Origin of the sequence: Thalassotalea sp. 1_MG-2023 (genome assembly GCF_030546745.1) — a bacterium.
Taxonomy (GTDB): Bacteria; Pseudomonadota; Gammaproteobacteria; order Enterobacterales; family Alteromonadaceae; genus Thalassotalea_C.
In genome coordinates this window covers 54697-79966 of sequence record NZ_JAUOPD010000001.1, presented here as the reverse complement: position 1 = coordinate 79966, position 25270 = coordinate 54697, and the positions used below count along the sequence as shown (strand labels likewise).

Below are 25270 nucleotides of genomic sequence, written 5' to 3'. Positions count from 1 at the left end.
AGAGGGAACAATGATCATCAAGGTAATTATTATAGGCTTACTCATATATATGATATATAACCTATTTCAAGCCCTACGCTTGATGAGTAAAAACGACCCCAATAAGCCCAGTATGTCGAAGTTTATTGGACGCCGTGTGATGACTTCTGTTGTCATTGTGTTGTTATTACTTATTGGGGTTTTAACGGGTGTGATCACACCAAACCCTCGTCCATATTAAAAATGGCACGCTAAGCGTGCCATTAATTTTAGATAATATAGACAAACACAAACAATATAACCCACACTACATCAACGAAATGCCAGTACCAACTGGTCGCTTGAAAAGCAAAGTGATTTTTTGGCGTAAAGTGGCCTTTCATGATTCGTATAAACATCACGATCAACATCACAGTTCCCAAAGTAACATGCATACCGTGGAACCCTGTCAGTAAATAAAAGGTATTGCCATATATACCACTGGTTAAATAAAGCTTCATTTCTTCAGCATAACCATGGGCGTACTCAAGGCCTTGGCAATAGAGGAAAACTAGCCCTAATAAAATAGTAAAACCTAACCAAAATTTTAGTTGCCCACGGTTATCTTTTTCTAAAGCAACATGTGCAAAATGTGCAGTAACAGATGACGTTAGTAGTAATACCGTATTTATCAATGGTAAACCATACCAACCCATTGCTGTTGTTGTTGTGCCATCGGGTGTTGCTATTAACGGCCACTGAGCAGTGAATTCAGGCCACAATACTTCGAAGGTCATGGCATTGTTACCATCACCGCCTAACCAAGGCACTGAATACATACGCGCATAAAAGAGTGCGCCAAAAAAGGCGGCGAAAAACATCACTTCTGAAAAAATAAACCAACTCATACCTTGACGAAATGAGGTGTCCATTTGATGGCTATATTTACCTGCCATTGATTCGGTGATCACATTACTAAACCAGCCGTAAACCATATAAATAACAAGTGCGATACCCGCTATTAAAATATAGCCGCCAAAACCAGACTGTTCATTTTTAAGATCAGTTACGTAATTTGCCGCACCAACGGCAATTAAAAATAAAGCTACGGCACCAACAATGGGCCAATGGCTTTTGGCGGGCACATAATAAGATTCATATTCTTTTGTTGTCATCTTTTTTCCCCTGTGAACTCGCGTTAACCGTTACGACTCAATTCGACCAGTAATGTCGAATAATGTATAAGACAAGGTGATGGTACTCACTTCTTTAGGCAGCTCAGTATCAACATAAAACTGTAATGCCATTTCCACATCTTCTTGTGCTTTTAAAGGTTGTTGGTTAAAACAAAAACACTCTATTTTTTGAAAATAAATGGCCGCTCTTCCCGGAGAAACAGAAGGAACTGCTTGTCCGATAATGTCATGGGCGGCTTCATTCTTCGCATAAAATTTAACGAGTTTCATTTCCCCTGGATGCACCTTGATTTCCTTAACCATTGGTTCAAATTTCCAAGGGATCCCTTTAGACAAATGACTAATAAACTGCACAGTGATCAAGCGGCTTTTATCAACACCATCTTGATTCTCTTGTGCAGCAACATTAGACGTTTTTCCGTTTAAACCAGTAATATCACAAAACACATCATATAAAGGCACCATTGCAAAGCCAAAACCAAACATTGCAAAAACGATCAGCATCAGCTTTTTCACCGTTTTTTGAATATTTTGATCTGTACCTTTAGACATATTTTTCCCTTACTGTTGCTAAACTCTCGTTATTCAATATCTATTAATCAATCTTTGGTGGTGTTTCAAAGGTGTGATAAGGCGCAGGACTTGCAACGGTCCATTCTAAGCCTTCGGTAGCTTCCCAAGGATTTGCTTCCGCTTTTTTACCACCTCGAATACACTTGATCACTACCACTAAGAAAATCAGTTGTGATAAGCCAAACGCAAAACCACCAATACTCACCCACTTATTAAAGTCAGCAAATTGCAGCGCGTAATCAGGAATACGTCGAGGCATACCCGCTAAGCCTAAAAAGTGCATTGGGAAAAACAGAATATTGACTGAAATTAACGAACACCAAAAATGTGCTTTACTCCACTTATCGTTGTACATGTGGCCGGTCCATTTAGGCAACCAATAATATGCGCCAGCATAAATTGAAAATAATGAACCTGTTACCAACACATAATGGAAATGCGCAACCACAAAGTACGTATCATGATATTGGAAATCTACGGGTGTTAATGCCAGCATTAATCCAGAAAAGCCGCCAATGGTGAACAAAATAACAAACGCTAATGAAAATAGCATTGGTATTTCAAACGTCATTGCGCCTCGCCACATAGTGGCTACCCAGTTAAACACTTTAACCCCAGTTGGTACGGCAATCAGCATGGTGCAATACATGAAGAACAGCTCGCCAAATAATGGCATACCTGTCGTGAACATGTGATGCGCCCAAACGATAAACGATAAAAAGGCAATGGATGCAGTTGCGTAAACCATTGAGCTATAACCAAACAGTTTCTTACGCGCAAAAGTAGGAATAATCGTTGATACAATACCGAAGGCCGGTAATATCATGATGTATACTTCTGGATGCCCAAAGAACCAAAAGATGTGTTGGAACATCACAGGGTCACCGCCGCCAGCAGCATCAAAAAAGCTAGTACCAAAGTAGGTATCAGTTAACACCATGGTTACCACGCCGGCTAGTACCGGCATCACGGCAATTAATAGGTAGGCGGTAATAAAGAACGTCCAAACAAACAATGGCATTTTCATGTAGGTCATGCCAGGTGCTCTCATGTTCATAATGGTAACAATTACATTTATTGCCCCCATAATTGAGGAAACACCCATAATATGCACCGCAAAAACAAAGAATGCAGTACTGCCATTTGAAAATGTTGTAGAAAGCGGTGCGTAGAACGTCCAACCAAAATTTGGCGCGCCTGACTCCATAAAAAATGACGACAGTAAAATAGCAAAAGCAAAAGGTAATATCCAAAAGCTCCAGTTATTCATACGCGGTAGTGCCATATCTGGCGCCCCTACCATCATTGGGATCATCCAGTTAGCAAAGCCTGTAAAGGCTGGCATAATGGCACCAAATACCATGATTAAACCATGTACGGTGGTTAATTGGTTAAAAAAGTCTGGTTCAACAAATTGTAAACCTGGTTGGAACAACTCTAAGCGAATTAACATCGCTAGCGCACCACCAACTAATAACATGATGAAAGAAAACCATAAGTACAATGTACCTATATCTTTATGGTTTGTTGTATATAGCCAGCGTTTAATACCCGTCATTTTATGATCATGATGATCGTGCCCATGCGAGTCGTGAATAGTATCAGTAGTCATTATTCGTCCTCCTTACTTAGCACTTGCCGCATCAACATCGGCGGGTTGCACAAGATCACCAGAATCATTACCCCAAGCATTTCGCTCGTAAGTAATAACAGCTGCTATTTCTGTTTTCGTTAACTGACTGCTAAACGCTGCCATCGCTGGGTTTTTCTTACTGCCATTAAATACAATATCAATATGCGCAGAAACATCACCTGTGATAATAGGGCTACCAATTAAGGAAGGAAATGCTGGCGATAAGCCTTCGCCCGTCGCTTTATGGCATGCCGCACATCGTGTTGCGTAAACTTGCTCACCTTTTGACATTAACTCTTCTAATGAATAAGTTTTACTCAGATCTTCTTCCGGCGGAGCAGCTTGTTCAACTGTTTCGGTTTCAGTCGCAGCAGATTCAACAGGTGTTGCTTCAGTCGTGGTTTCTGACCCACTTGATGCGGCTTGTACATCACTAGCTTGTACTGTATCACCCGTATTATTATCCCAAGCATTACGTTCATAAGTTACTACTGCAGCTATTTCTTTCAAGCTCAGCTGCTTACCATAACCTTGCATCCCTGTTCCTGCTTTACCATTGAAAACAATATCAATATGCGCATTAACATCACCTGTTGCGATAGGGCTATTTTTTAACGCAGGAAATGCTGGTGGTAAACCTAAACCATTTGGTTGATGACATGCCGCACAATAAGCCATGTATGTGGTTTCACCCAAGGTCATTAATTCATCCATCGACAATGATGCATTTAGCGATGCCGCTTCAGCTGCTTTTGCTTCGTCTTTCAGACGATTTTGTTCTTCTACCCAAGCTAGGTAGTCTTGCTCAGTTTTTACTTCAACAACCACAGGCATATAACCATGATCTTTACCGCATAATTCAGCACATTGCCCACGATAAATACCTGGCTCAGGTACGTTTGCCCAGGCTTCGTTGATAAAACCCGGATTGGCATCCTGTTTAACAGCAAATGCCGGTACCCACCACGAGTGAATGACATCATCAGAAGTGATCAGAAAGCGTACTTTTTTATTGGCTGGAATTACCAAGTGTTTATCAACTTCTAAAAGATAATTTTCACCTTTTGTGTCACCCAAGCCAGCTCTATTATCGAACTGCTCACGTGGTGTTGATAAAACAGAATAGAATTCAATGTCTTGATCAAAGTATTTATAATGCCACTTCCACTGAGACCCTGTCACTTGAATGGTTAACTCAGAGTTATCATTATTTTCCATCGCGATTAAGGTGTTGGTTGCTGGCCATGCCATTGCGATCAATATGATAATAGGAATAACCGTCCATAACACTTCAACTTTAGTGCTTTCATGGAACGTTGCAGGTTTAAAGCCTTTCGACTTTCGATGGAAAATCATTGACCAGATCATGGCGCCGAATACAACAACACCTATCCCCGTACAAATATACAAAGCATACATGTGTAGTCCGTATACTTCGTTACTTATCTCTGTGACCCCAGGGGTCATGTTTAACGTTGAATCAGCCCAAGCCATACCGGGAAATAAAATTCCAGATAACAGCCAACCTAGGTTACGTCTTTTCACTCGACATCTCCTTATACCCTTTCTAAGTCAAAAACAAAGCAGTTTAGTAATACTTAGCTCTTATTTACTTGTGTTTTTGATGCGATTTTATTGTTATTTTTTATGGCGATTTTTTAAACAGGTGAAAGTTCGCCTTATTATTAGTGTTGTTTACTTTCTGTTCTAGAATTACTTAATATTTGATCTGGGTCAATTTTTAATTTGATCGACACATACAATAAAAAGATAATAAATACAATTGAGTATAAACTCTAAATGACTGGAGGGTGCATTATGAAGGGCATAGCGCAAATGTATACTTTTTAAGCATTTACTCTAAAAAAGTTTTTTCTTCGCGTTATTATAGATGGTGATTATTTAAACAGAAAAGCACTTATACACAGGGTTATTTGGTAGTGAGCACTGGTTAATATGAAGATTTAGCAATTAAAGGTTGATTTTTAATCAAGAGAATGAAAAACAGGTATTATGCTCCAGCAAAAGCGATAATACCTGTTTACCAGCAATAAAAATATTTACATCCAATCGGCGGATCTAATAACCCCTACCGCCAAACCTTCAATATTGAAATGTTGGCTGGTTAAATCGACTTTTATCGGTGAGAAATCTTCGTTCTCAGCATGAAGGTATACAACATTACCTTCTCGCTTCAAACGCTTCACCGTTACATCATCTTCAACCCTAGCAACTACAACCTGACCATTTTGTACATCAGTTGTTTGATGAACAGCAAGCAAATCACCATCGAAAATACCAATGTCTTTCATACTTTCACCGTTTACTCGTAATAAGTAATCAGCTGCAGGGTGAAACAAACTACCATCAATTTGGTAGCGTTCTTCAACATGCTCTTGTGCAAGAATAGGTTCGCCTGCGGCTACTCTACCGATTAAAGGTAAACCTTGTTCCTCAACAAAATCGTCAGCTAACCTAATACCACGAGAGGTGCCCGGTAACATTTCAATGTAACCTTTTTTAGCAAGCGCCTTTAAGTGCTCTTCTGCAGCGTTAGCAGATTTAAAACCAAAAAAGGTCGCTATTTCTGCACGGGTAGGCGGCATGCCAGTTTCTGATATTTTCTCTTTAATCAGATCAAAAATTTGTTCTTGTCTATTGGTTAATGGCTTAAACTCGCTCACGATTATTCCCTGTATATATGGACAGCTTCACTGTTAGTATATACAGCCTGTAAATAATCGCAACTACGTGATTAAAACTTTTTAACCATTACAAACCTTCAATAAACTCATGGTATGCCTTTAATGCTTTCGGCACGGATATAAACGGGGTGTCAGCATGGCCAGCATCAGCACTATAGCTAGATTGCCAATACAAATTTTCAGGAGCTTTTGTTTTTAAAGCTTCAAGTAACCCTTCAAATGAGCCAGTGATAATGTCATTCTCTTTTGCCCCTAAACTTAAATATAAAAACCGCGGTTTACCAACAGTGTTTGCTAACTGGTTTTTAAATTGTTTAACCACAACTGAATCGTCATACCATGCTGCAGGACTGAAAGCGAAATATCCCGTGAATAGTTGCGGCTTTGTTACTATGGTATATAAAACAAAACTGCCTCCAGCAGAAAAACCACTCAGTACTCTATTTGATGAGATTTTAAATTGCTTTTCAATATGCGGTATCAGTTCTTTTTCAATAAAGGCTAAAAACAAATCTGCTTTACCAAAAATTTCTGGGTTGTTTTCTGTCGTGGGCCGAGCTTCTATATTTACATCCTTTCGTGCATAAGGCGGAACTAAATCACGGTTGCGGGTATCTTGCCAAAATAGATTTGGTATTGAGACCAAAATGAATTCTTCCGTCATTTGTTGTTTATGCAGCAAATGTAATGAATCATCCCAACGTTTTAAATTAAAGTTGCCGTCTGATCTTATGATGAGCGGATACTGTTTGTGCTTATCGAACGTTCTGGGTAAACGAATAAATATTTTTCTGTTTTCATCAAGTACCGAAGAATATAGTGTTTGATCAAGATAATCAGAGGTGTATTGGTTATTATATTGTTGAGTAAACACATAACCAATTACACACAGAATTACACTGAGCAGAATCACTACAGCCTTGATATTTACTCGTCTCATATGCCCTCTGTTTAAATTTTTATACGTTAATTTCACGATTACCTAACAATTTATTCGCGATTATAGTCCCATAGTAAATTTTTAATTTGCCACTTGCCATTCAGTTTGACTAAATGTATGTACTCTATCCAATTATCTGAAACCATTTTCACTGTGGCTATATTATTGTGTTGGTCCAAAATCGTCACATTGTTGTTCGTAACTGGTGGAAATTTCATGCCACTCTTATTCCAGTGTTCCGCATGCTCTATCAAGCGTTTATAGCTTGTTTCACGTAACGAAATTTTACCGTTTGGCGCAGGAAAAGGTGGCACAGTATGTTTTGACAGCTCAGGATGTATCACTGTTTTCATTAATTCAGGGTCTAAACTTTGCAAAGCTTTCAAATAACTTAGCGATACTTGTTTTATCTTATCGGCATCTTTGCGATTATCTTTTTTAACCGTTGGATACAAATTTGCTATTGCTTGGTCTTGCAAGCCGTACTTTGTTCGCCCGGTATATTGCCCTTGGGTGTCATATTGTTTAATTGCGTAAGCAAAGCCCCATGCATTTAAGGTTAATTGGTAGTGCTGATCATAATAGGCATATTTTGTATGTAACCCTTGCTCATCATAACTATCCTGATAATACGCCATACCATTACTATTGGGTACGATATTAAATTTTTCGTCGATGTTATAATGGCGGTACGGATTACCTATTTCATCATATTCGATCGCAGTGTCATTAAAATGAAAATAAGGTGAGAGCGGCTGTTTTACACCTGCGGCATTAAATCGTTGTTCAATCACTAAATTGTTATGTTTATGCCAGCGATATTCGGCGATATTCCAACGAGATTCCATTGCTTTATCATCGGCATCATAAAAATTAAGTTGTTCAACAAACCCCGTGTCATCAATACGATAAACTTCTTTAAACACGCCGCGAATATTTAACATTCTTCGATCGTTTATGTCATAAAAAGTGAATGTTTTTCTTCCCTTTGCATAGTCTATTTTTACTCGCTTTGCGCCAAAATGGGTCAATGGATGTAGTTTCACGTTTTGATAAGTGTTGTTAATTATTTCAATGAGTTTGCCTACCTCATTATATTTAAAAACGTAATGACGTTGCTTTGCTGCTTGCTGTTCTGAAATAGGTAAAATACCTTTTGTACCTGCATGTAAAGAAACATGATTATAGCGAAGCGAAGAAAAGTATTTTAACTCCGTTGCATTAGCCTTAAACATTGAAAGTAACGTGATGGTTAACAATAACCCTGTCAACCAAATTCCTTTATAGATTGTCGTCAAAATTAATATCCTTAATCTGTTATTAGAATGATTCATCAATACTCAACATCACATAAACTCTGTGTAATGTTGTGAAAACCTAGGGAAAAAACCTGAATTAAAAGTGAATTTTAGGGTAATTACGCATTTTCTAACGATTTTGGGTGGGATTAATTTTAACTATCAATCAAATTCTGACAGAATATCGTTTATTCAGTATTTAGTGTGCAAAGCAGTTCTCAACGAATGATTCAATTAGGTCAATTTTGTGTCGATGTCACGCACGCCAAACTTTTTTATCAAAACACTGAAGTTGCCATTGAGCCTAAGTTATTTCAGTTATTACTGTTTTTCATTGAAAATCCAAATCAAGTATTAACCCGGGAAGCCATTATTGAGTGTTTATGGTCAGGCCGCTATGTCACTGACAACGCCATGAACAAGCAAATAGCAAACCTGAGAAAGCTACTCAATGATGACCCAAAAAATGCTCAGTATATTCAAACCGTTCCCAAGCGAGGTTATCGGTTAATTTGTCCTGTTATTGCACTTGATATAAACGCTACATCAAAAGAGCAACGTCTTAACGCAACGAATAATAAAATCCGTTATTACAGTATATTGGCAGTGCTGGTAATACTGTTCGTATTGCTCCTAATAGGAGAATATAAAGGTGAAAATCAACTTGATAAACCTAGCCATACAATGGAACTCACTCGACAAGCAGGACAAGAACATTCACCCAAGTTCATTTCTTCCACAGATAAAATACTTTATTTAAGACAACAGATAAATCAAAAAGCCACTCAGTTATGGCAAAAAGATTTAGCCACAGAACAGACAAGCCAAATAGCACTTAATGGTCTTTCGGTATTCAAACTTATTGCTGGAATCTATGATGAGAAAAATAAGCAAACTTCTGTATATATTGCTCATCGTCAGCAAAAAAATTGCCACATCGTTAAAGCGCAAGTAATACATAATCAATTGGAAAATAAAACAATAATATTTGATTGCTCCGACATAATATTGGGAGATATTCAATACGATCTTGACAAAAATACTCTCTATTATAGTGCGCGCCCTCCAAAGCAAACGGCTTTTAAATTATTTGAATACAACCTAAACACACATCAAGAAACTTTACTGCTTCAACCCACGCCTAAAGGTATGGGCAACAATGCTTTTGATATATCACCTGATGGTGAAAAAATGTTAATCATGAACACAAATTTCGAGCGAAACACTCAATTTTATGTTTTACATTTACAATCAAATAAATTAACCAAACATCAACGTCTTAACTATTATGTGTCTGAAGCAATTTGGCATCACGATAATCAACATATTTATTATTTTGCTCCACCACCTTCACATCAGATACTATTGGCTGATCTTGATGGCAAAACCACTGAGTCAATTGTTAGTGTTTCTGATTTTTTATCGCGCGATATGGTAAGGCATAATGATAATGAATCTATTGTGTTTTCAACGCGATCGCCTAATTTTAGTAACCAATGGTTAAACAAAAATTCATTAACTATCAATAATTCAACGGTATACGATATTGTTCCGGCGTTATTTCATCATGAAGATCGATATATTTTCACCTCTAAGCGTTCAGGAAAAAGTCAACTTTTTATCGGTAACCTAATTAGCGGTGAGGCCACGACTTTATCTCACTTTGAACAGTATTATGTTTTTCTTTTTATGCAGTTAAGTCCTGATGATCAAACTCTCTTAATCGCGACGCAAAATAACGTTTGGAAAATTTCACGTTCAGCTTTAAATACCAAGATTAACGCACTTTCTTTTACTGATGAAAATCATGTTTTTTATAGCCAATCCCCCATCACAAGTGTCGACTGGATAGCTCACAATACTGTGGCGATTAGTTCATTGAATCAAAAAGCGCCTACCATCATTACTACAAATACGAATAATAGCCAAACGTTAGACTTGCGCTGGAAACAACTTTTTCTTGATCACCAAAACCTTGAAAATGTATATTTAATTGAACAAACAACAAATCGCCTATACAAAGCCAACCGCGAACGATACAAGCACCAATTAACCGCCAAAGATTTACCCATCATAGATACGGGTATTGTCATGCCTCGCGGATATATCCAACCTAAAATATTCAATGAAAACTTATACTATGTAACCCGACAGCAAGGCGATTATTTCATCTTTAAAACACCGTTGAATAGCAAATTACAGACTTCTTCATCCAGTAAACACTTGCTACAAGGTTTCTATGGCTATGATGTGTCTAAACACGGTGTCATGGTTAGCCATTTAGAAAGCCTAGGTGGTGATATTCACAGAACCGTTGCCAATAGAAATTAGCATTAAAAGCAACACCCGCGTAAGAAAAGACAACCCAATGCGATAATGCTACAATTCTGGTTCACATAATAATGAGTAAACAAGATGTTAGCGTTGAGAAGTTTTTTTTATCTTCTATTAAAATTTCCAATATTTCTTTGGGTAAAATGTCGTATCGTCGCCGATGAACTATCGGAGCAATTCACTGACAGTGAACGTAAGCCAATTTTTTATATTGTCAGACATCGTTCTGCTAGTGATTTGCTTGCACTGCAAAAATCCTGTAAAAAATTAGCACTGCCAGATCCCTTGTCTAACGTGACGATTAAAGGACAAGTTTTACCCCGTACAATTTGTATCGATACACCCAGTTCATTGCTATTCAACAAAAAAAACTCTAGTGCAATGCAACAAAGTTTAGCGATTCTTAATGCGCATGAACAAGATGAAAACCTTGCTGCGCAACTAATCCCTGCCAGCTTAGTTTGGGGTCGTAAGCCTACCAAAGAAAAAAACAATACCGGCGTGCGAGAGGTGCTAGCAGAGCAAGAATCTCCTAGCTGGTTAAAAAAGTTTTTTATTGTGCTATTTCTTGGTCGTAATACCTTGGTGAGATTTAGTGAGCCACTATCTATCAGATATATGACCGACAAATTTGGCAGTGACGAAAGCAACGCTCATAAGCTGTTACGAGTTGCGCGTTTTCATTTTCATCGTCAAAAAGTTGCTGCGACGGGCCCACGTTTAATGCACCGCCAGCAAATGTTTAAAACGTTGTTAAAAAACCCTTCTATTGTGCGATTGATGGAAGATGAAAGACAGGCTAAGGGTCTGTCAAAAGAAGCTATTGAAAAGCAAGCCTTGATCATTATGGATGAGATCGCCGGTGATTATCGAGAAGGTATGATCCGCATCGGTGAGCGAGTATTACACTGGCTATGGAATAGATTATATAGCGGCATAAACGTTAATAACGCCAATACTCTGCGCGAGCTTGCTGATGACGGCCAAGAAATTATTTATGTGCCCTGTCATCGCAGCCATATGGACTACTTATTACTGACTTACATTATTTACCAGCAAGGCTTAGTAACGCCTAGAATTGCTGCGGGCATCAACTTAAATTTCTGGCCAGCAGGCCCTATTTTTAGAAAAGCTGGCGCATTTTTTATTCGCCGCAGCTTTAAAGGTAACCGTATGTATTCTGCAATTTTTCGCGAATACTTAGGGCTGTTATTCGAACGTGGTTATTCAGTAAAGTATTACTCAGAAGGTGGTCGAAGCAGAACCGGTAAGTTACTTGAACCGAAAACTGGCATGCTAGCGATGACCATTCAAAGTTTATTACGCGGTATTAATAGGCCGCTCACTTTAGTACCTGTTTATCTTGGATATGAACATGTCATGGAAGTAGGTACTTACTATAAAGAGTTAAGCGGTAGTAAAAAGCAAAATGAATCAATTTTTGGCGTGTTAAAAGCGATTAAAAATCTACGTAATTACGGTAAAGGTTTTGTCAATTTTGGTACGCCAATCAACATTAACCAATTTTTAAATCAACATGTCGAAAATTGGAAAGATGATGTTGACCCAATCGATCCCCAAAAGCCTAGCTGGTTAACACCAAGTGTTAATTTACTCGCAAATCAAGTCATGGTTGCTATTAATAAATGTGCTGCCTTAAATGGTGTGTCGCTTGTCGCTATGGTGTTACATGCCACAGAAAATAAAGCGTTACCGCGAAGTGAACTGGAATATTTACTTAACTTTTTTCTGTCTTTACAAAAAGCAGTACCTTATAGCGATGAATTAACCATTCCAGACACATCAGGCAGCGCGTTATTAGCTGATGTCATCGCACTGAAAAAAGTCATTGTTGATAAAGACAGCTGTGGCGATATTATTTCACTTGGCGATTTTGCCGCCTTAGAAATGCGCTATTACCGCAATAATGTTTTACATGCATACATTCTACCAGCATTAATCTGTCGTTTGCTCGATAGAACAACAAAAATTAGCAGTGAAAGTATACATGCACAGATCCAACAATTTATTGTGTTATTGAAAAATGATTTATTTTTATGGCAATGCCCAGCTGAAGTGAACAAGCAAATCGACAATGTTTTGCACTTTCTAAGCCAGGAAAATATTGTCAAACAAAGTAAAGCAGGCTTCTGGAGCTTGGTTGAAAATACCGAAACACAAAATTATGTACAAGTACTAGGCGAAGTTGCCGATGAAACTTTACAACGTTTCGCTATTATTACTTCTTTGGCCACGCGGTTATCACCGATAAGTAAGAATGAACTCAGTGAAAAAGCCGTATCAATTGCTAAGCGATTATCAGTGGTTAATAATATCAACGCGCCAGAATTTATTGATAAGAAAGCTCAGTTAACCTTGATTAACAGCATGAAAGAGCAAGAAATATTTGCACAAGACGACAGCGGAAAATTAACGCCAAACAGTACGTTAATTACCTTAAAAGAAAACGTGAACAATTTAGTAGATATTTCGGTATTGCAGAGTATTGCTCGTTAGTCTATCGCCCTAGTTTTTGTTGGTTTTACAACTAGGGCAAAAAACCTATGTTATAAATGTTCAATTATAATACCAATGAAAATCACTAATCCTACCCAGTGATTATGAAGGAATGCTTGAAAGCAAGCTTCTCGTTGACGATCAACAATAAGCATTTGCTGGTAACTAAACAGAGCTGCCGCAATCACCAGCGCTAAATAAAACGGCCAGCCAAATGCAAGCATATCTGCGACTACCATCAAAATTAATAGCGCAGTTATCTGCAAAGCACCGATGATTTTTTTATCATACTTACCAAACAACACAGCGGTAGATTTTATTCCCACTTTAAGATCATCATCACGATCAACCATGGCATACATAGTATCGTATGCAACCGTCCACAATAAATTGGCACAAAACAATAACCAGGCAACCATTGGGATCTCACCCGTTGCTTCAGCAAAAGCCATAATCATTCCCCAACTAAAAGCAGCACCGAGCACGACTTGTGGAAAATGAGTATAACGCTTCATAAACGGATAGCTCGCCGCTAGCAGCAATGCCACTATTGAGAGTGAAATAGTATACCAAGACAATGTAAGCACTAATGCTAAGGCAGCACCAATAAAAAAACCAAATAAGCAAAGAGCTTGTTCTTCAGTAAGGGCTCCCGTGACTAATGGCCGATTAGCGGTTCGTTTAACATGGCCATCAACTTTTCTGTCGGCATAATCATTAATGACACATCCTGCACAGCGCATTACATAAACACCTAATGTAAACACCGCCAATAAATGTAAGGAAGGCCAACCGTCCACGGCGACCCATAATGCCCATAATGTTGGCCACAATAATAAATAAGTGCCAATCGGCTTATCCATACGGGTAATGTCTTTAACGGCTTGCCATTTTTCTTTTATGGTTATCGTTTGACTCATGAATCAATCACCGTCTGTTGGTATGCAAACGCTTGTGGTAAAAAAACTTCAGCGACCATTAAGGGTTTTTGTTCAACCAAAAAAATTGACCGCCGCCCCCACATGGGTAATTCACTGAATAATTGATATGAACGTGCTAACTGAGCCACCTTAGTAGATGAATCAAAGCATGCTACTTCTATTTGTTTACGTTGCAATTTAGGATTAGTAAATAACACATGCCCTAGGGACTGCGTGCCTAGCTGTGCTAATTTTTGTTCGTCGCCAGTAAGCGACTTTAGAGGCAATAGGCTTCTGGCAAATACTTGAGGTACGTTATCGCACCATAAAAGCACTTCCCGCACTAATACTTCTTCACCTGCAACAATATCAACATTTGCTTCAAGTGCTGAACATGGCTCAATCTTTTGGCCGAGTACCTGTACCTTAAACTGCTTACAATGTTGTTTTAAGCGCTGGGTTAATGATCCCGGGTCAAGCAACCAATCACGCAGTTGTGGTGTTAGTTTTGCTGAATGTTCTGAGCACCATGTTGCTGGTAAAGTAATTGGAAATGTCACCATTTCTTGTTGCTGTTGTTCGATCATTACCTCAAATAAACTCTGTTAAAAACCGCCGCACGTATGATATCAGGATTATTCTGACAAGATCGATAATTAATGGTGAAAAACTACAATAACAAGGCTACAATAATGAACAATATTGATTAAGATATTACTGATTTACAGGTTGTTTTTTATGAAATTTTTGCTTTTTACCCTGTTACTACTATGTAATTTTGCACCAAAAACATTTGCTGCTGACTACGCATACTATGGCTTTGAGCCCCAGATTGTGACCAACTACGTCGCAGTGAAAAAGAAAATGGGCTACGTGCGTTTATCCGTAGAATTAATGATAGAAGATTCTGCTAATTACGAGGCGGTAGAGCATAATGCCCCCCTTTTAAGAGACGCAATTATCAGTATTATTGGTCAACAACCTGAAGCGAAAATAAAATCGATTAATGGCCGTCATGAAATTCAAAAATTGTGTGAAGAAAAAGTGAAAAGCTTACTGACTCAAGAAACAGGTCAGCCATTAATTAAGAAATTACTCTTCACTCAATGGCTTGATAATTAACGCCTGTTAGTATGAACAGCCAGCGAAAGTACTTTAACGCTGGCTCCATTTTCCAAAGCGCATCCATGCCAACAAACTCCCTGATAACAAGCCTACTGTATGTGCAGTATTGGCGACATTAATTGGCAATAAGTCTACAAAACCTAACACTAAGAAAAACAACATAAAACCGATAATTGGCTTAGCAAGGTGTAAGCCCTTCTCTGGTGCTAGCCAGCCCGCAATCCACACATAGCCAAAAACCGCATACACCACACCTGACAAGCCGCCAAAGTTAGGACCTGAAACGATATATTGGCCGAAATTGGATAAAATAGCGGAAACAAAAAAGACATTGAGTAATTCAGTTTTCCCCATAATTTTTTCAATGGCACCGCCAAGTTGCCACCACCACATCGTATTAAACACAATATGCAGCAATGAAAAATGGAAAAAAGCTGCCCCCACTAATCGCCAAGGTTCGCTGACCAAGTTCGCTAAGGATAATTGTGTGAAAAAGCGCAGCTCAAAAAACAACGATTGTTTCCAGCCCAATGCTGATGCAATAAACACGAGCCAGCACAAAACAAAAACAATTAAGGTCACTAAGCCTGCATGTGATAAAAATTGCTGTTTAAAGCTAGTGGTTAATGCTGATTTTTCAACGTGAACCGCTTCACCACTTTGCCAAGCAGCTTGCTGATATTTTTCCGCATACGGATTTTGTACAAATTCTTGAAAATAGTCTTTGGCTTGCTCAACATGTTGTTGATCACAAAGTACAATAAATTCGCCCTCATGCGGACGAACATCGCTCGAGATTTGTTGAGCGCGTAAGTAATTTGAAAATAGCAGTGCTATCCCATGATCTTTAACCGCAGCTAACGGCGAAAGTTGAATATCTGACATAAACGAACCTTGCTAATAGAAAAGTATTTATGCGTTTTCAACTGTCTCAGGATAAGACTGTTGCCACGCCACAAAGCCGCCATCAAGCGAGTAAACATCGGTAAAGTCTTGACTCGCTAAGAACTGCGCGGCTTGTTGACTTGAGTGCCCATGGTAGCAACATACCACTAAAGGAGCGTCTAGATCTGCTTCTCGAACAAAGTCACTGATATTATCATTAGTTAAATGCACTGCGCCTGGAATACGACCCGATTGAAAGGAAGCAGGATCGCGAATATCAACAACCACATGGCTTTTATCTGCTAACACTTGGTGCAGATCGCTAATATTCATATGTTTAAACCCTACTTCACTCACAATATTGTTACTCCCAATTTAAAATTACTTTGCCTGATTGGCCTGAACGCATGATATCAAACCCTTGCTGAAAGTCATCAATATCAAAATGATGAGTAATAATCGGCGTTAAGTCTAATCCAGACTGAATAAGACTTGCCATTTTATACCAAGTTTCAAACATTTCGCGACCATAAATTCCTTTTATTATAAGACCTTTAAAAATCACCTTTGACCAATCAATTGCCATATCGCTGCCAGGGATACCTAACATGGCAATTTTACCGCCGTTGTTCATATTATCGAGCATGTCAGTAAATGCCATTGGCACACCCGACATTTCCATACCTACATCGAATCCTTCTGACATACCAAGTTCATTCATCACATCTGCAAGCTTTTCAGTAGCAACATTCACCGCACGTGTTGCGCCCATTTTTCTTGCTAAATCTAGGCGGTATTCATTAACATCAGTGATCACGACATGACGAGCGCCTACATGTTTTGCGACTGCAGCAGCCATAATGCCTATAGGCCCAGCACCGGTTATTAGCACATCTTCGCCAACAAGATCAAAAGATAATGCTGTATGTACGGCGTTACCAAACGGGTCAAATATAGCAGCAAGATCATCCGAAATTTCATCCGGTAATTTAAAGGCATTAAAAGCTGGGATCACTAAGTATTCAGCAAAGCTACCTTCACGATCAACACCAACTCCAACCGTGTTACGACACAAATGCGTACGACCACCACGACAGTTTCGACAATGGCCACACGTTATATGACCTTCGCCTGATACTCTATCGCCGATCGCAAAGCCTTTTACCTCTTGACCAATACCAACAACTTCTCCGGCATATTCATGGCCAACAACCATGGGTACAGGAATCGTTTTCTGTGACCATTCATCCCAGTTATATATATGAATATCTGTACCACATATCGCTGTTTTTTTTATCTTGATCAGTAAATCATTATGACCAAGCGTTGGCTCAGGCGAATCTGTCATCCAAATGCCTTCTTTTGCATGTAGCTTAGCTAATGATTTCATTATGAAATGACTCCCATTTCTTTGCCTATACGAATAAATGCTTCGATGGCTTTATCTAATTGCTCTTGTGTATGTGCCGCTGAAATTTGGGTACGAATGCGCGCTTGCCCTTTTGGAACAACAGGGAAGGAAAAACCAATGACATAAATGCCTTCCGCTAATAGTCTATCAGCCATAGCGCTAGCCACTTTCGCGTCTCCAAGCATAACCGGCACTATGGCATGATCTGCACCAGCACATGTAAAGCCTGCCGCTTCCATACTATTTCTGAAATAGCTGGCATTTTCTCTTAATTTTTTACGTAAATCATCGCCATCTGCCAATAATTCAAGCACTTTGATTGAAGCATTAACAATAGCCGGCGCTAGTGAGTTGGAAAATAAATAGGGACGCGAACGTTGACGTAACCAGTCAATGACTTCCTTCTTGCCAGAGGTGTAACCGCCGGAAGCACCACCCATCGCTTTACCCAACGTACCGGTAATAATATCTACACGTCCCATCACGTCACAGTATTCATGGCTTCCTCGGCCTTGTTCACCAACAAAACCAACAGCGTGTGAATCATCCACCATCACTAATGCGCCATATTTATCCGCTAAATCACATACCGCTTTTAAGTTAGCGATCACACCATCCATTGAGAACACGCCATCTGTTGCGATTAGTTTAAATCTTGCGCCTGCAGCATCTGCTTCTTGTAAGCGCGACTCTAACTCGCTCATATCGTTGTTTGCGTAACGAAAGCGTTTGGCTTTACATAACCTAACGCCATCAATGATAGAAGCATGATTTAATGCATCAGAAATAATCGCGTCTTCAGGGCCTAATAAAGTTTCAAATAGTCCCGCATTTGCGTCAAAACAAGAAGAATATAAAATGGTGTCTTCCATGCCAAGGAATGTTGAAAGCTGGGTTTCTAAGGTTTTATGAATATCTTGTGTGCCACAGATAAAACGAACAGAAGCCATACCGAAACCGTGCTCAGATAAACCTGTTTTAGCTGCTTCAATCAATGTTGGGTGATTCGCTAAGCCAAGATAATTATTTGCGCAAAAATTAATGACTTCTTCACCAGTATTTACGGCTATCTTTGCCTGTTGTGCAGTGGTAATCACACGCTCGCTTTTATATAAGCCATCTTGTTTTACTTGTTCAATTTGCTCTGCTAAATGATGATAAAAAGTCGTTGTTGATGCTGAATTTGTCACAATAATTCCTTGGTTCTTAAGTGATCTGTTATGTGCAGTATTATCAGCCTAGACGAATTTACAAAGAAAGTGACATAAATTATCAAATTGCATTTATTTTTAATCATATTGACAGGTTAAATAGTCAATATGTAACATAGAAGCATAATATGAGTTAAATTGAAGACTAAGCATGACATTATCAGAAAAAGATGAAGAGCTTTTATCAATCTTACGTTGTAATGCACGAGCGAGTGTTTCTGATATTGCCAGAGCTACAGGTGTTTCACGAACAGCGGTTCAAAATCGCATTAATAAGCTAGAAAACAACGGTATTATTAAAGCCTATAGCATTGTGTTAGGCAGTGAATACAACAATAAAATGATTTCGGCCAATGTGTCGCTGAAAGTTCACCCAAATTTACGTAAGAACATCAGTATTACCTTACGAAAGATGCACCAAATTAGCCATATTTATTCCATCAGTGGTGAATTTGATTTACTGGTGACGGTACAAGCAGCTACCTTAGAAAAATTAAGTGATATTTTAAATATTGTCTGCGCTTTAGATGGTGTTGAACGAACAAACTCTTCTATTATTTTAGATACAATTTTTGAACGCTAACCCTACAAAAATTTCATCCGTTAATGATCAAGGGTATCTTCTAACCATGATGCTACATTTTTGATGATATAACGACGACCATTTAATAATGAGTCACCGTGTTTTGCACCTTTAAAGACTTGCGACAGGGAACGTGAATCACCATTCCAATCAAAAAGCTCTTTAGCGGTTAAAAAAGTATTCGCATGATACACTGAGCTCAGAAAATAAATTGGCATGTCTATTAGGTTTTTAAAACTTTCTTTCTGCATGTACGTCAACTCTGGTGTGATCATCACAAAAGCATTTATTCGCATTTTTTCTGCTAACTCAATCGCTTGCAATGCAGAACAACCAGAAGATACCACTGCCATTTCGGCATTATTATTTAACCTTTCCCGTAAAAATTGATGCGCTGCTAATACATCACTTGGCCAAAACGCGGTCAATCGCGCTACTTCTAATTGGTAGGTAGCAAAATCTTTTGTGTTACTTCTGATGGTTGCGTGAGAAAACTTTTCAGAAGTGCTTTCCCCATAACCGCGAAAATCAACGGCAAGTGCATGTAAACCTAGTGAAGATAATGTCGTTAATAATGTTTGATAACTTTTGCTGTCGTGGTGACAATCATGTAATAACAATACACCTGAAGCATCAGACTTTCCGGGGTAATATTGCGCGACCAGTTCGAAACCATCATTGGCGGTAATTGTTACCTGATGCATTGGGGTTTCATTTTCGGTAGCAAGCAATGTTTCACTTTGCCAAGCATTCACAGAAAATACATTTAAGCTTAAAGAGAATAAAACGCAATACTGGCACATTGCTTTTACATATTGCATAGACACCTTGATTAAACGCACTGTCATCCCCTTTTCTTTATGCTTAATTAACAGACTATCTTATTTTTTCTCACTAAACTACCAAACACAGATTATTTAACGACAACATTTCCAGTATACTTAGTACTTTATTGCAAAATATTTAAAGAATTGTGCGCACTTTTTTTAGCTTATTACTTTACCGTATTATTTTTTTATTATTATCACCCTTGCTTTTACTAGCGCTGTTGATACGTTCACGTGATAACGTTGCCTATCGTCAACGTTTATTTGAGCGCTTAGGCTGGGTACCAAAAAACTTACAACAAAATACCCTTGTTATCCATGCGGCGAGTGTCGGTGAAGTAATCGCCCTAAAACCGTTAGTACAACAATTAATGGCACAGCCTAACTGCCCGAAAATTACCTTAACAACATTTACCCCCACAGGCTCTGCTCAGGTAAGTAAAATATTTGGTGAAAAAGTACAGCATTGTTACTTTCCATTAGACCTTTGGCCTTGTAGTACATTGTTTTTACATAAGCTTAAGCCTGCTGCTCTCATTTTAATGGAAACAGAGCTATGGCCGAACACTATCGCTCAGTGCGCTCGCCAATCTGTCCCGCTTTTATTAATCAATGCTCGTTTGTCTAACAGTTCAATGAACGGTTACCGTAAGCTTTCTTGGTTAATAAAACCTAGCTTACAGCACTTCGAACAAATATTAACGCAAAGCACTGATAATAAAGAAAACTTCATTTCATTAGGCAGTAATGCTGATAACACCAAAGTAAGCGGAAACTTAAAATACGATATCAGCATAACCGAAGAAACTAGCGCTAAAACGAATGAGCTTAAGCATCATATTGAAAATAAACGCCCTATTTGGCTCGTGGCCAGTACACACCCTGGCGATGAAGACATTATTCTTGCTGCCTTCGCCATGATAAAAAAAGCGATACCAAACTTGTTATTAGTTTTGGTTCCAAGACATCCTGAACGGTTTTCAATGGTAAAACAACGCTGTCTTGAACATCACTGGCAGGTAGTGTCTCGTAGCGAGAAATTATCGGTAACAGAAGATCATGATATTTGGTTGATCGATACGCTTGGTGAACTATTATCTTGCTGCGCTTTAGCCGATATTGTTACGATGGGTGGAAGCTTTAGTAATATTGGTGGTCATAACCCGTTAGAGCCTGCATTATTTGAAAAGCCGATTATTGTCGGTCATGACATGGCTAACTTTAAAGAGGTTACCCAACAGTTACACAACGCTAGTGGTATATGCCAACTTGAATATAGTGTAAATTCATCGCTAGAAATCATCAGTCAACAATTAGCAGAAAAAACTCTCTCGTTGCTCAATAACGCCGAACAATGCCAACAGATGGGTAAAGCAGCATTAAGTGTGGTTAAACAGAACCAAGGAGCGAGCTTTAAAACTCAACAAGCGATACTTAACCTACTCAGTAAAAATTAGCTTCGTAAGTCACTAATCATCACCGGCGATTTCTGGGTAATGATCTGCAATTAACTGTCTAATTTTATCTTTTACTTGCGCAACAGATATCCCACTCATCAGCTGACTGCCTTTTGCACGAATACCCCAAGGTAATTTTGCTAAGGGCTTACCATATTGCTGCTGTACATTATGCTGATAGCAGCTGACAACATAGTGCTGATAGTAATATGGACCTGTTCGATGTGGATTAGAGTGAGCATAAAGCCCAATCACAGGTGTGCCAACGGTTACAGCCATATGAGCTGGACCAGTATCTGGTGCGATCACCAAATGCGCTAATTTTAAAACGGATAATAATTGTTTTAGTGTAGTTTGCCCCACCAAATTACATAGCGTGTGTTGACTTTGGCTTTCTATTTGTTGTGCCAATAACGTTTCAACCGTGGTAGGCCCACCACATAATACCACCTGAAACCCTAAGGCTGATAAATGATCTGCCGTTTTACTATAACCATCAACATGCCAATTTCGCTCTACTTTGCTCGCTGCTGGTGAAATCACCGCAATGGGTTTATCCGTCGCTATTTTTTCACTTACCCATAATAAATCTTCGTCACTAAGCGGCATGTTCCATGTCGGCTCTTCAATATTTACTCCAATTGCTTGAGCAAAACCTAAGAATCCGTCTAACACATGCGGATGCTCAAGTGGTTCAACACGCTTATTAGTAAACAACCACTGCCCTTCTTTCGCGCGCTGGCGGTCAAAGCCTATTTTTGTTTTTGCCGGAATACATAAACTAGCAATACTGGCTCTTAGTGCAACTTGCATATGTAGCAATATATCAAAATGACGTCCCTTAAAAGCTCGACGAAGATCGCGATAACCGCTAATACCTGCTGATTTATCAAAAACAACAAACTCTACGCCTGGTAAATTATCAAGTAACATTGCTTCAACTTTGCCAATGACCCAAGTGATCTTAATATCTGGGTACTGTTTTTGAATTTGTTGAACCATCGCAACAGCATGACAAACATCGCCGATCGCTGAAAGACGTAAAATACATAAAGTTTTTGGTGCTGCTAATTGACCCGGCATAAAGGAATCACCACAATAGTAGGTAGAATGTTAATATTAGGCGCTATTATCTTGAACCCTTCCACAATTGTAAAACCCTGTGATGAAAAACCTTTCCAGCAAGGTAATATTTTTTGTCTATATGACGCAAATCAAATTGAGACGTTCTCACCTTCAATGCTTTCTCCAGCCTATTGGCAAGAGCAAAACGCTGTACTTGGCACGGCACAAGGTAGAGGTACAACCTATTTTGTCCAACATAATAAAAATCAGTGGGTATTAAAACACTATTTTCGCGGTGGCTTAATTGGCAAACTAATTCATGATAGTTATTTTTTCACCGGTCACCAAAATACTCGCGCGGTACGTGAATTTGCATTACTGAAAAAATTGCAAGCATTGTCATTACCAGCCCCCAGACCTATCGCGATACAAATCAAAAAGCAGGGGTTATTTTACCAAGCAGACATCTTGACAGAGCGCATAGCGCAAGCAAAAGATTTAGTAGCAATATTGCAGCATGAAGCGATAAGTAATCAACAATGGCAAAAAGTTGGTCGTTGTTTAAGACAATTTCATCAGCATGGTATCTACCACCACGACCTAAACGCACATAACATTTTAGTAGATAGCGACGACAATATTTGGCTAATTGATTTTGATCGAGGAGAACTAAGAACACCAGAGCACCAATGGCAGCAAGCGAATATGAATCGATTACTCAGATCTTTTAATAAAGAAAAGCAACTGAATAGCAACTTCCATTGGCATAAAGAACATTGGCAGGCCTTGTTAACAGGCTATTTGGCTTAATTAAAGAGTAAATAAGGCGTTAAGCAACAGCTAGCGCATCTCTATGTCGTTTCTGATACATAGCCTTAGCCGTTAAAAAGTCATTCATCGCAGATTCTGTAATATACGGTCTGATCATAACTAATATTTTTAAAACACCATCTAAAAACACAGAATCATTTATTTCTGTATTTTCATTTTGGGTTTGATAAAAGCTTAACCAAAACGTATTTATCAAACGTAAAATACTCACGATATCAGCCAGCTCATCATCTGCAAAGGTCATCATATCGGCATCGCGTAACGCGATAAGCATCTCGCTTAATCGTTGCGAAATGGTATGTTGCACTTCAACATACTTTTCATGAAGCTGTGGACTTTTTGCCAAGAGTACCGGTAAGTTTGCATAAAAGAAGCGAAACTTCATTAACGCCTGAAATACGGCATCCATATATAAAATAATGGTATCTAGCGGCTTAGTATTCGGGTTTACTTGTGGGAAAGTTTCAAGCAGCAAGTTACGAGCATATTCTTCATAAATCGACAAAATGATGTCTTCTTTATTGCGAAAATGATAATAAAGATTACCTGGACTAATACCTAAATGAGCAGCAATATGGTTGGTGGTTACGTTTCGCTCTCCTTGCTCATTAAATAACTCGATACTGGCTTGAATTATTTTATCACGGGTTTTCATGCTCATTAGATTGCTTTGTTAATTGCTCAATTTTAACATCATACTATCAAAAATTACTCGAGGTAAAGATATTCGAGTAAATACTTTAAGTTGTACTTGCGATAGCCAAGACAGATAATGCATAAGCCCGTGTTGTCTTCCGCGTTATTGCTGACTAAAATAAACATTACCTTTGAAAAATCAGAATTTTTATGAACGTTAAAGCAATTTATCCAGGTACATTTGACCCAGTAACCAATGGTCACGTTGACCTTATTGAACGCGCGAGCAAATTATTTGCATCAGTTACCGTAGGCGTAGCTGCAAGCCCCAGCAAACAACCAATGTTTGACTTATCGCAACGCGTTGAGTTAATACAAGAGGTGACGCAACATCTGAGCAATGTTACTGTTGTCGGGTTTACAGGTTTATTAGTTAACTTTGCAAAAGAGCACCAAGCAACTGTATTAATTCGTGGTTTACGTGCAGTGTCTGATTTTGAATACGAATTTCAATTAGCCAATATGAATCGACGACTTTCACCTGAACTTGAAAGTATTTTTCTCACTCCCGCTGAAGAAAATTCGTTTATATCTTCTTCACTGGTAAAAGAAGTCGCCATTCATCAAGGTGATGTAAGCGAATTTGTTCACCCTGCCGTAAAAAAAGCCCTAGAAACTAAATTATTGAACAATTAACGATTCCCTAAAGGAGAATTTATATGTTTAAGCAAAGTGTCATTCTTTTTTTATTAATGTTATTAACAGCATGTGCCAATCGTTCCGTTAATTTAACACAGATGAATACCGACATACGCCAGTATATTACGGCTAATGACATGACCGATGTTAGCCGCGTAACCTCATTTCGCTTTCATGGCTGGAATAGTATCTCTGATGAATTTTTACTTTTAAACTCATCACCAAAACGTAAATATTTAATAGAAATGTCAGGCTATTGTTCCGATATCCGCTGGGCGCACTCCATCATTTTAGATCGCTCGATGGACTCATCATTACACGCAAAATTTGATTCTATCGGCGTTCCCGACCAACCAGCATTAAATTGCCGTATTGAGAAAATTTACCCGATAACACCAGAACAAAAAGATGCAATATTTGCGATAAAAAACCCACCGGAAGAAGAAAATTCAAACAAGTAAACTGA

Annotated in this window: 25 protein-coding genes; 9 read left to right on the top strand and 16 right to left on the bottom strand. The window is 38.7% G+C overall.

The genetic code is table 11. The annotated features are described in order from the left end of the window. Positions 1 to 10 precede the first annotated feature (10 nt). Positions 11 to 220 carry a DUF2909 domain-containing protein gene (locus Q4489_RS00345; protein ID WP_303475571.1) on the top strand — a complete coding sequence of 70 codons (210 nt, stop codon included), beginning with the start codon at positions 11 to 13 and terminating at the stop codon, positions 218 to 220. A 28-nt stretch (positions 221 to 248) separates the two neighbouring features. On the opposite strand, the gene Q4489_RS00340 is transcribed toward Q4489_RS00345, so the two are convergent. From Q4489_RS00340 to Q4489_RS00310, 7 genes are all read right to left on the bottom strand, one after another. Further along, positions 249 to 1133: a cytochrome c oxidase subunit 3 gene (locus Q4489_RS00340; protein WP_303475569.1), complete on the bottom strand. Its 885-nt coding sequence runs from the start codon at positions 1131 to 1133 to the stop codon at positions 249 to 251. Positions 1134 to 1163: 30 nt separating this feature from the next. Further along, complete coding sequence (locus Q4489_RS00335; RefSeq protein WP_303475566.1) at positions 1164 to 1706, bottom strand: cytochrome c oxidase assembly protein; 543 nt, start codon at positions 1704 to 1706, stop codon at positions 1164 to 1166. A gap of 43 nt (positions 1707 to 1749) precedes the next feature. Then, entirely contained in the window at positions 1750 to 3339 is a 1590-nt protein-coding gene (gene ctaD / locus Q4489_RS00330; RefSeq protein ID WP_074497444.1) for a cytochrome c oxidase subunit I, read from the bottom strand. 12 nt (positions 3340 to 3351) lie between these two features. Next, entirely contained in the window at positions 3352 to 4854 is a 1503-nt protein-coding gene (gene coxB, locus Q4489_RS00325; protein ID WP_303476131.1) for a cytochrome c oxidase subunit II, read from the bottom strand. A gap of 566 nt (positions 4855 to 5420) precedes the next feature. Further along, positions 5421 to 6044 (bottom strand): transcriptional repressor LexA, encoded by a 624-nt coding sequence (lexA, locus tag Q4489_RS00320; RefSeq protein WP_303475563.1) that lies wholly within the window; start codon positions 6042 to 6044, stop codon positions 5421 to 5423. Positions 6045 to 6132: 88 nt separating this feature from the next. Continuing rightward, entirely contained in the window at positions 6133 to 7005 is an 873-nt protein-coding gene (locus Q4489_RS00315; RefSeq protein ID WP_303475561.1) for an alpha/beta hydrolase, read from the bottom strand. 50 nt (positions 7006 to 7055) lie between these two features. Next, on the bottom strand, positions 7056 to 8303 hold the full coding sequence (locus Q4489_RS00310) for a nuclear transport factor 2 family protein (RefSeq protein ID WP_303475558.1): 1248 nt from the start codon (positions 8301 to 8303) through the stop codon (positions 7056 to 7058). A 204-nt stretch (positions 8304 to 8507) separates the two neighbouring features. Between Q4489_RS00310 and Q4489_RS00305 the strand changes: the two genes are divergently transcribed. Beyond that, positions 8508 to 10634, top strand: a complete 2127-nt coding sequence (locus Q4489_RS00305; protein ID WP_303475555.1) for a winged helix-turn-helix domain-containing protein — start codon at positions 8508 to 8510, stop codon at positions 10632 to 10634. A gap of 84 nt (positions 10635 to 10718) precedes the next feature. Beyond that, positions 10719 to 13154: a glycerol-3-phosphate 1-O-acyltransferase PlsB gene (gene plsB / locus Q4489_RS00300; protein ID WP_303475553.1), complete on the top strand. Its 2436-nt coding sequence runs from the start codon at positions 10719 to 10721 to the stop codon at positions 13152 to 13154. A gap of 50 nt (positions 13155 to 13204) precedes the next feature. Here the strand turns inward: plsB and ubiA are convergent, their stop codons facing one another. Beyond that, entirely contained in the window at positions 13205 to 14074 is an 870-nt protein-coding gene (gene ubiA, locus Q4489_RS00295) for a 4-hydroxybenzoate octaprenyltransferase (protein WP_303475550.1), read from the bottom strand. Further along, complete coding sequence (locus Q4489_RS00290; RefSeq protein ID WP_303475547.1) at positions 14071 to 14661, bottom strand: chorismate lyase; 591 nt, start codon at positions 14659 to 14661, stop codon at positions 14071 to 14073. Before Q4489_RS00290 ends, ubiA begins: the two co-directional genes overlap by 4 nt. Positions 14662 to 14812: 151 nt before the next feature. Between Q4489_RS00290 and Q4489_RS00285 the strand changes: the two genes are divergently transcribed. Next, entirely contained in the window at positions 14813 to 15196 is a 384-nt protein-coding gene (locus Q4489_RS00285; RefSeq protein WP_303475544.1) for a flagellar basal body-associated protein FliL, read from the top strand. A 33-nt stretch (positions 15197 to 15229) separates the two neighbouring features. Here the strand turns inward: Q4489_RS00285 and glpG are convergent, their stop codons facing one another. Genes glpG through Q4489_RS00265 form a run of 4 tightly spaced genes read right to left on the bottom strand, consistent with a single transcriptional unit; the run spans position 15230 to position 18685 of the window. Beyond that, positions 15230 to 16084, bottom strand: a complete 855-nt coding sequence (gene glpG / locus Q4489_RS00280; RefSeq protein WP_303475542.1) for a rhomboid family intramembrane serine protease GlpG — start codon at positions 16082 to 16084, stop codon at positions 15230 to 15232. 27 nt (positions 16085 to 16111) lie between these two features. After that, the gene (gene glpE, locus Q4489_RS00275) at positions 16112 to 16417 is read right to left on the bottom strand and encodes a thiosulfate sulfurtransferase GlpE (protein WP_303475539.1); all 306 of its coding nucleotides are present in this window, start codon (positions 16415 to 16417) and stop codon (positions 16112 to 16114) included. A gap of 31 nt (positions 16418 to 16448) precedes the next feature. Beyond that, positions 16449 to 17474, bottom strand: a complete 1026-nt coding sequence (gene tdh, locus Q4489_RS00270) for an L-threonine 3-dehydrogenase (protein WP_303475538.1) — start codon at positions 17472 to 17474, stop codon at positions 16449 to 16451. Then, positions 17474 to 18685, bottom strand: coding sequence for a glycine C-acetyltransferase (locus Q4489_RS00265; RefSeq protein WP_303475535.1), 1212 nt, complete (start codon positions 18683 to 18685; stop codon positions 17474 to 17476). Before Q4489_RS00265 ends, tdh begins: the two co-directional genes overlap by 1 nt. Before the next feature lie 172 nt (positions 18686 to 18857). Here Q4489_RS00265 and Q4489_RS00260 point away from each other — a divergent pair, with 172 nt between their 5' ends. Then, positions 18858 to 19289, top strand: a complete 432-nt coding sequence (locus Q4489_RS00260) for an Lrp/AsnC family transcriptional regulator (protein WP_303475532.1) — start codon at positions 18858 to 18860, stop codon at positions 19287 to 19289. Between the two features lie 20 nt (positions 19290 to 19309). On the opposite strand, the gene Q4489_RS00255 is transcribed toward Q4489_RS00260, so the two are convergent. After that, on the bottom strand, positions 19310 to 20137 hold the full coding sequence (locus Q4489_RS00255) for a hypothetical protein (protein WP_303475529.1): 828 nt from the start codon (positions 20135 to 20137) through the stop codon (positions 19310 to 19312). A 125-nt stretch (positions 20138 to 20262) separates the two neighbouring features. Between Q4489_RS00255 and waaA the strand changes: the two genes are divergently transcribed. Next, the gene (waaA, locus tag Q4489_RS00250) at positions 20263 to 21573 is read left to right on the top strand and encodes a lipid IV(A) 3-deoxy-D-manno-octulosonic acid transferase (RefSeq protein ID WP_303475527.1); all 1311 of its coding nucleotides are present in this window, start codon (positions 20263 to 20265) and stop codon (positions 21571 to 21573) included. A 12-nt stretch (positions 21574 to 21585) separates the two neighbouring features. Here the strand turns inward: waaA and Q4489_RS00245 are convergent, their stop codons facing one another. Continuing rightward, on the bottom strand, positions 21586 to 22656 hold the full coding sequence (locus tag Q4489_RS00245) for a glycosyltransferase family 9 protein (RefSeq protein ID WP_303475525.1): 1071 nt from the start codon (positions 22654 to 22656) through the stop codon (positions 21586 to 21588). A 51-nt stretch (positions 22657 to 22707) separates the two neighbouring features. On the opposite strand from Q4489_RS00245, the gene Q4489_RS00240 reads away from it, so the two are divergent. After that, positions 22708 to 23448: a 3-deoxy-D-manno-octulosonic acid kinase gene (locus Q4489_RS00240; RefSeq protein ID WP_303475523.1), complete on the top strand. Its 741-nt coding sequence runs from the start codon at positions 22708 to 22710 to the stop codon at positions 23446 to 23448. A 19-nt stretch (positions 23449 to 23467) separates the two neighbouring features. Here Q4489_RS00240 and Q4489_RS00235 read toward each other — a convergent pair whose 3' ends face one another. Beyond that, positions 23468 to 24130, bottom strand: a complete 663-nt coding sequence (locus tag Q4489_RS00235) for a TetR/AcrR family transcriptional regulator (protein WP_254849540.1) — start codon at positions 24128 to 24130, stop codon at positions 23468 to 23470. A gap of 185 nt (positions 24131 to 24315) precedes the next feature. On the opposite strand from Q4489_RS00235, the gene coaD reads away from it, so the two are divergent. Further along, positions 24316 to 24801, top strand: coding sequence for a pantetheine-phosphate adenylyltransferase (gene coaD, locus Q4489_RS00230; protein ID WP_074497398.1), 486 nt, complete (start codon positions 24316 to 24318; stop codon positions 24799 to 24801). Positions 24802 to 24824: 23 nt separating this feature from the next. Continuing rightward, positions 24825 to 25265 carry a DUF6491 family protein gene (locus Q4489_RS00225; RefSeq protein ID WP_303475520.1) on the top strand — a complete coding sequence of 147 codons (441 nt, stop codon included), beginning with the start codon at positions 24825 to 24827 and terminating at the stop codon, positions 25263 to 25265. Positions 25266 to 25270: the final 5 nt, after the last annotated feature.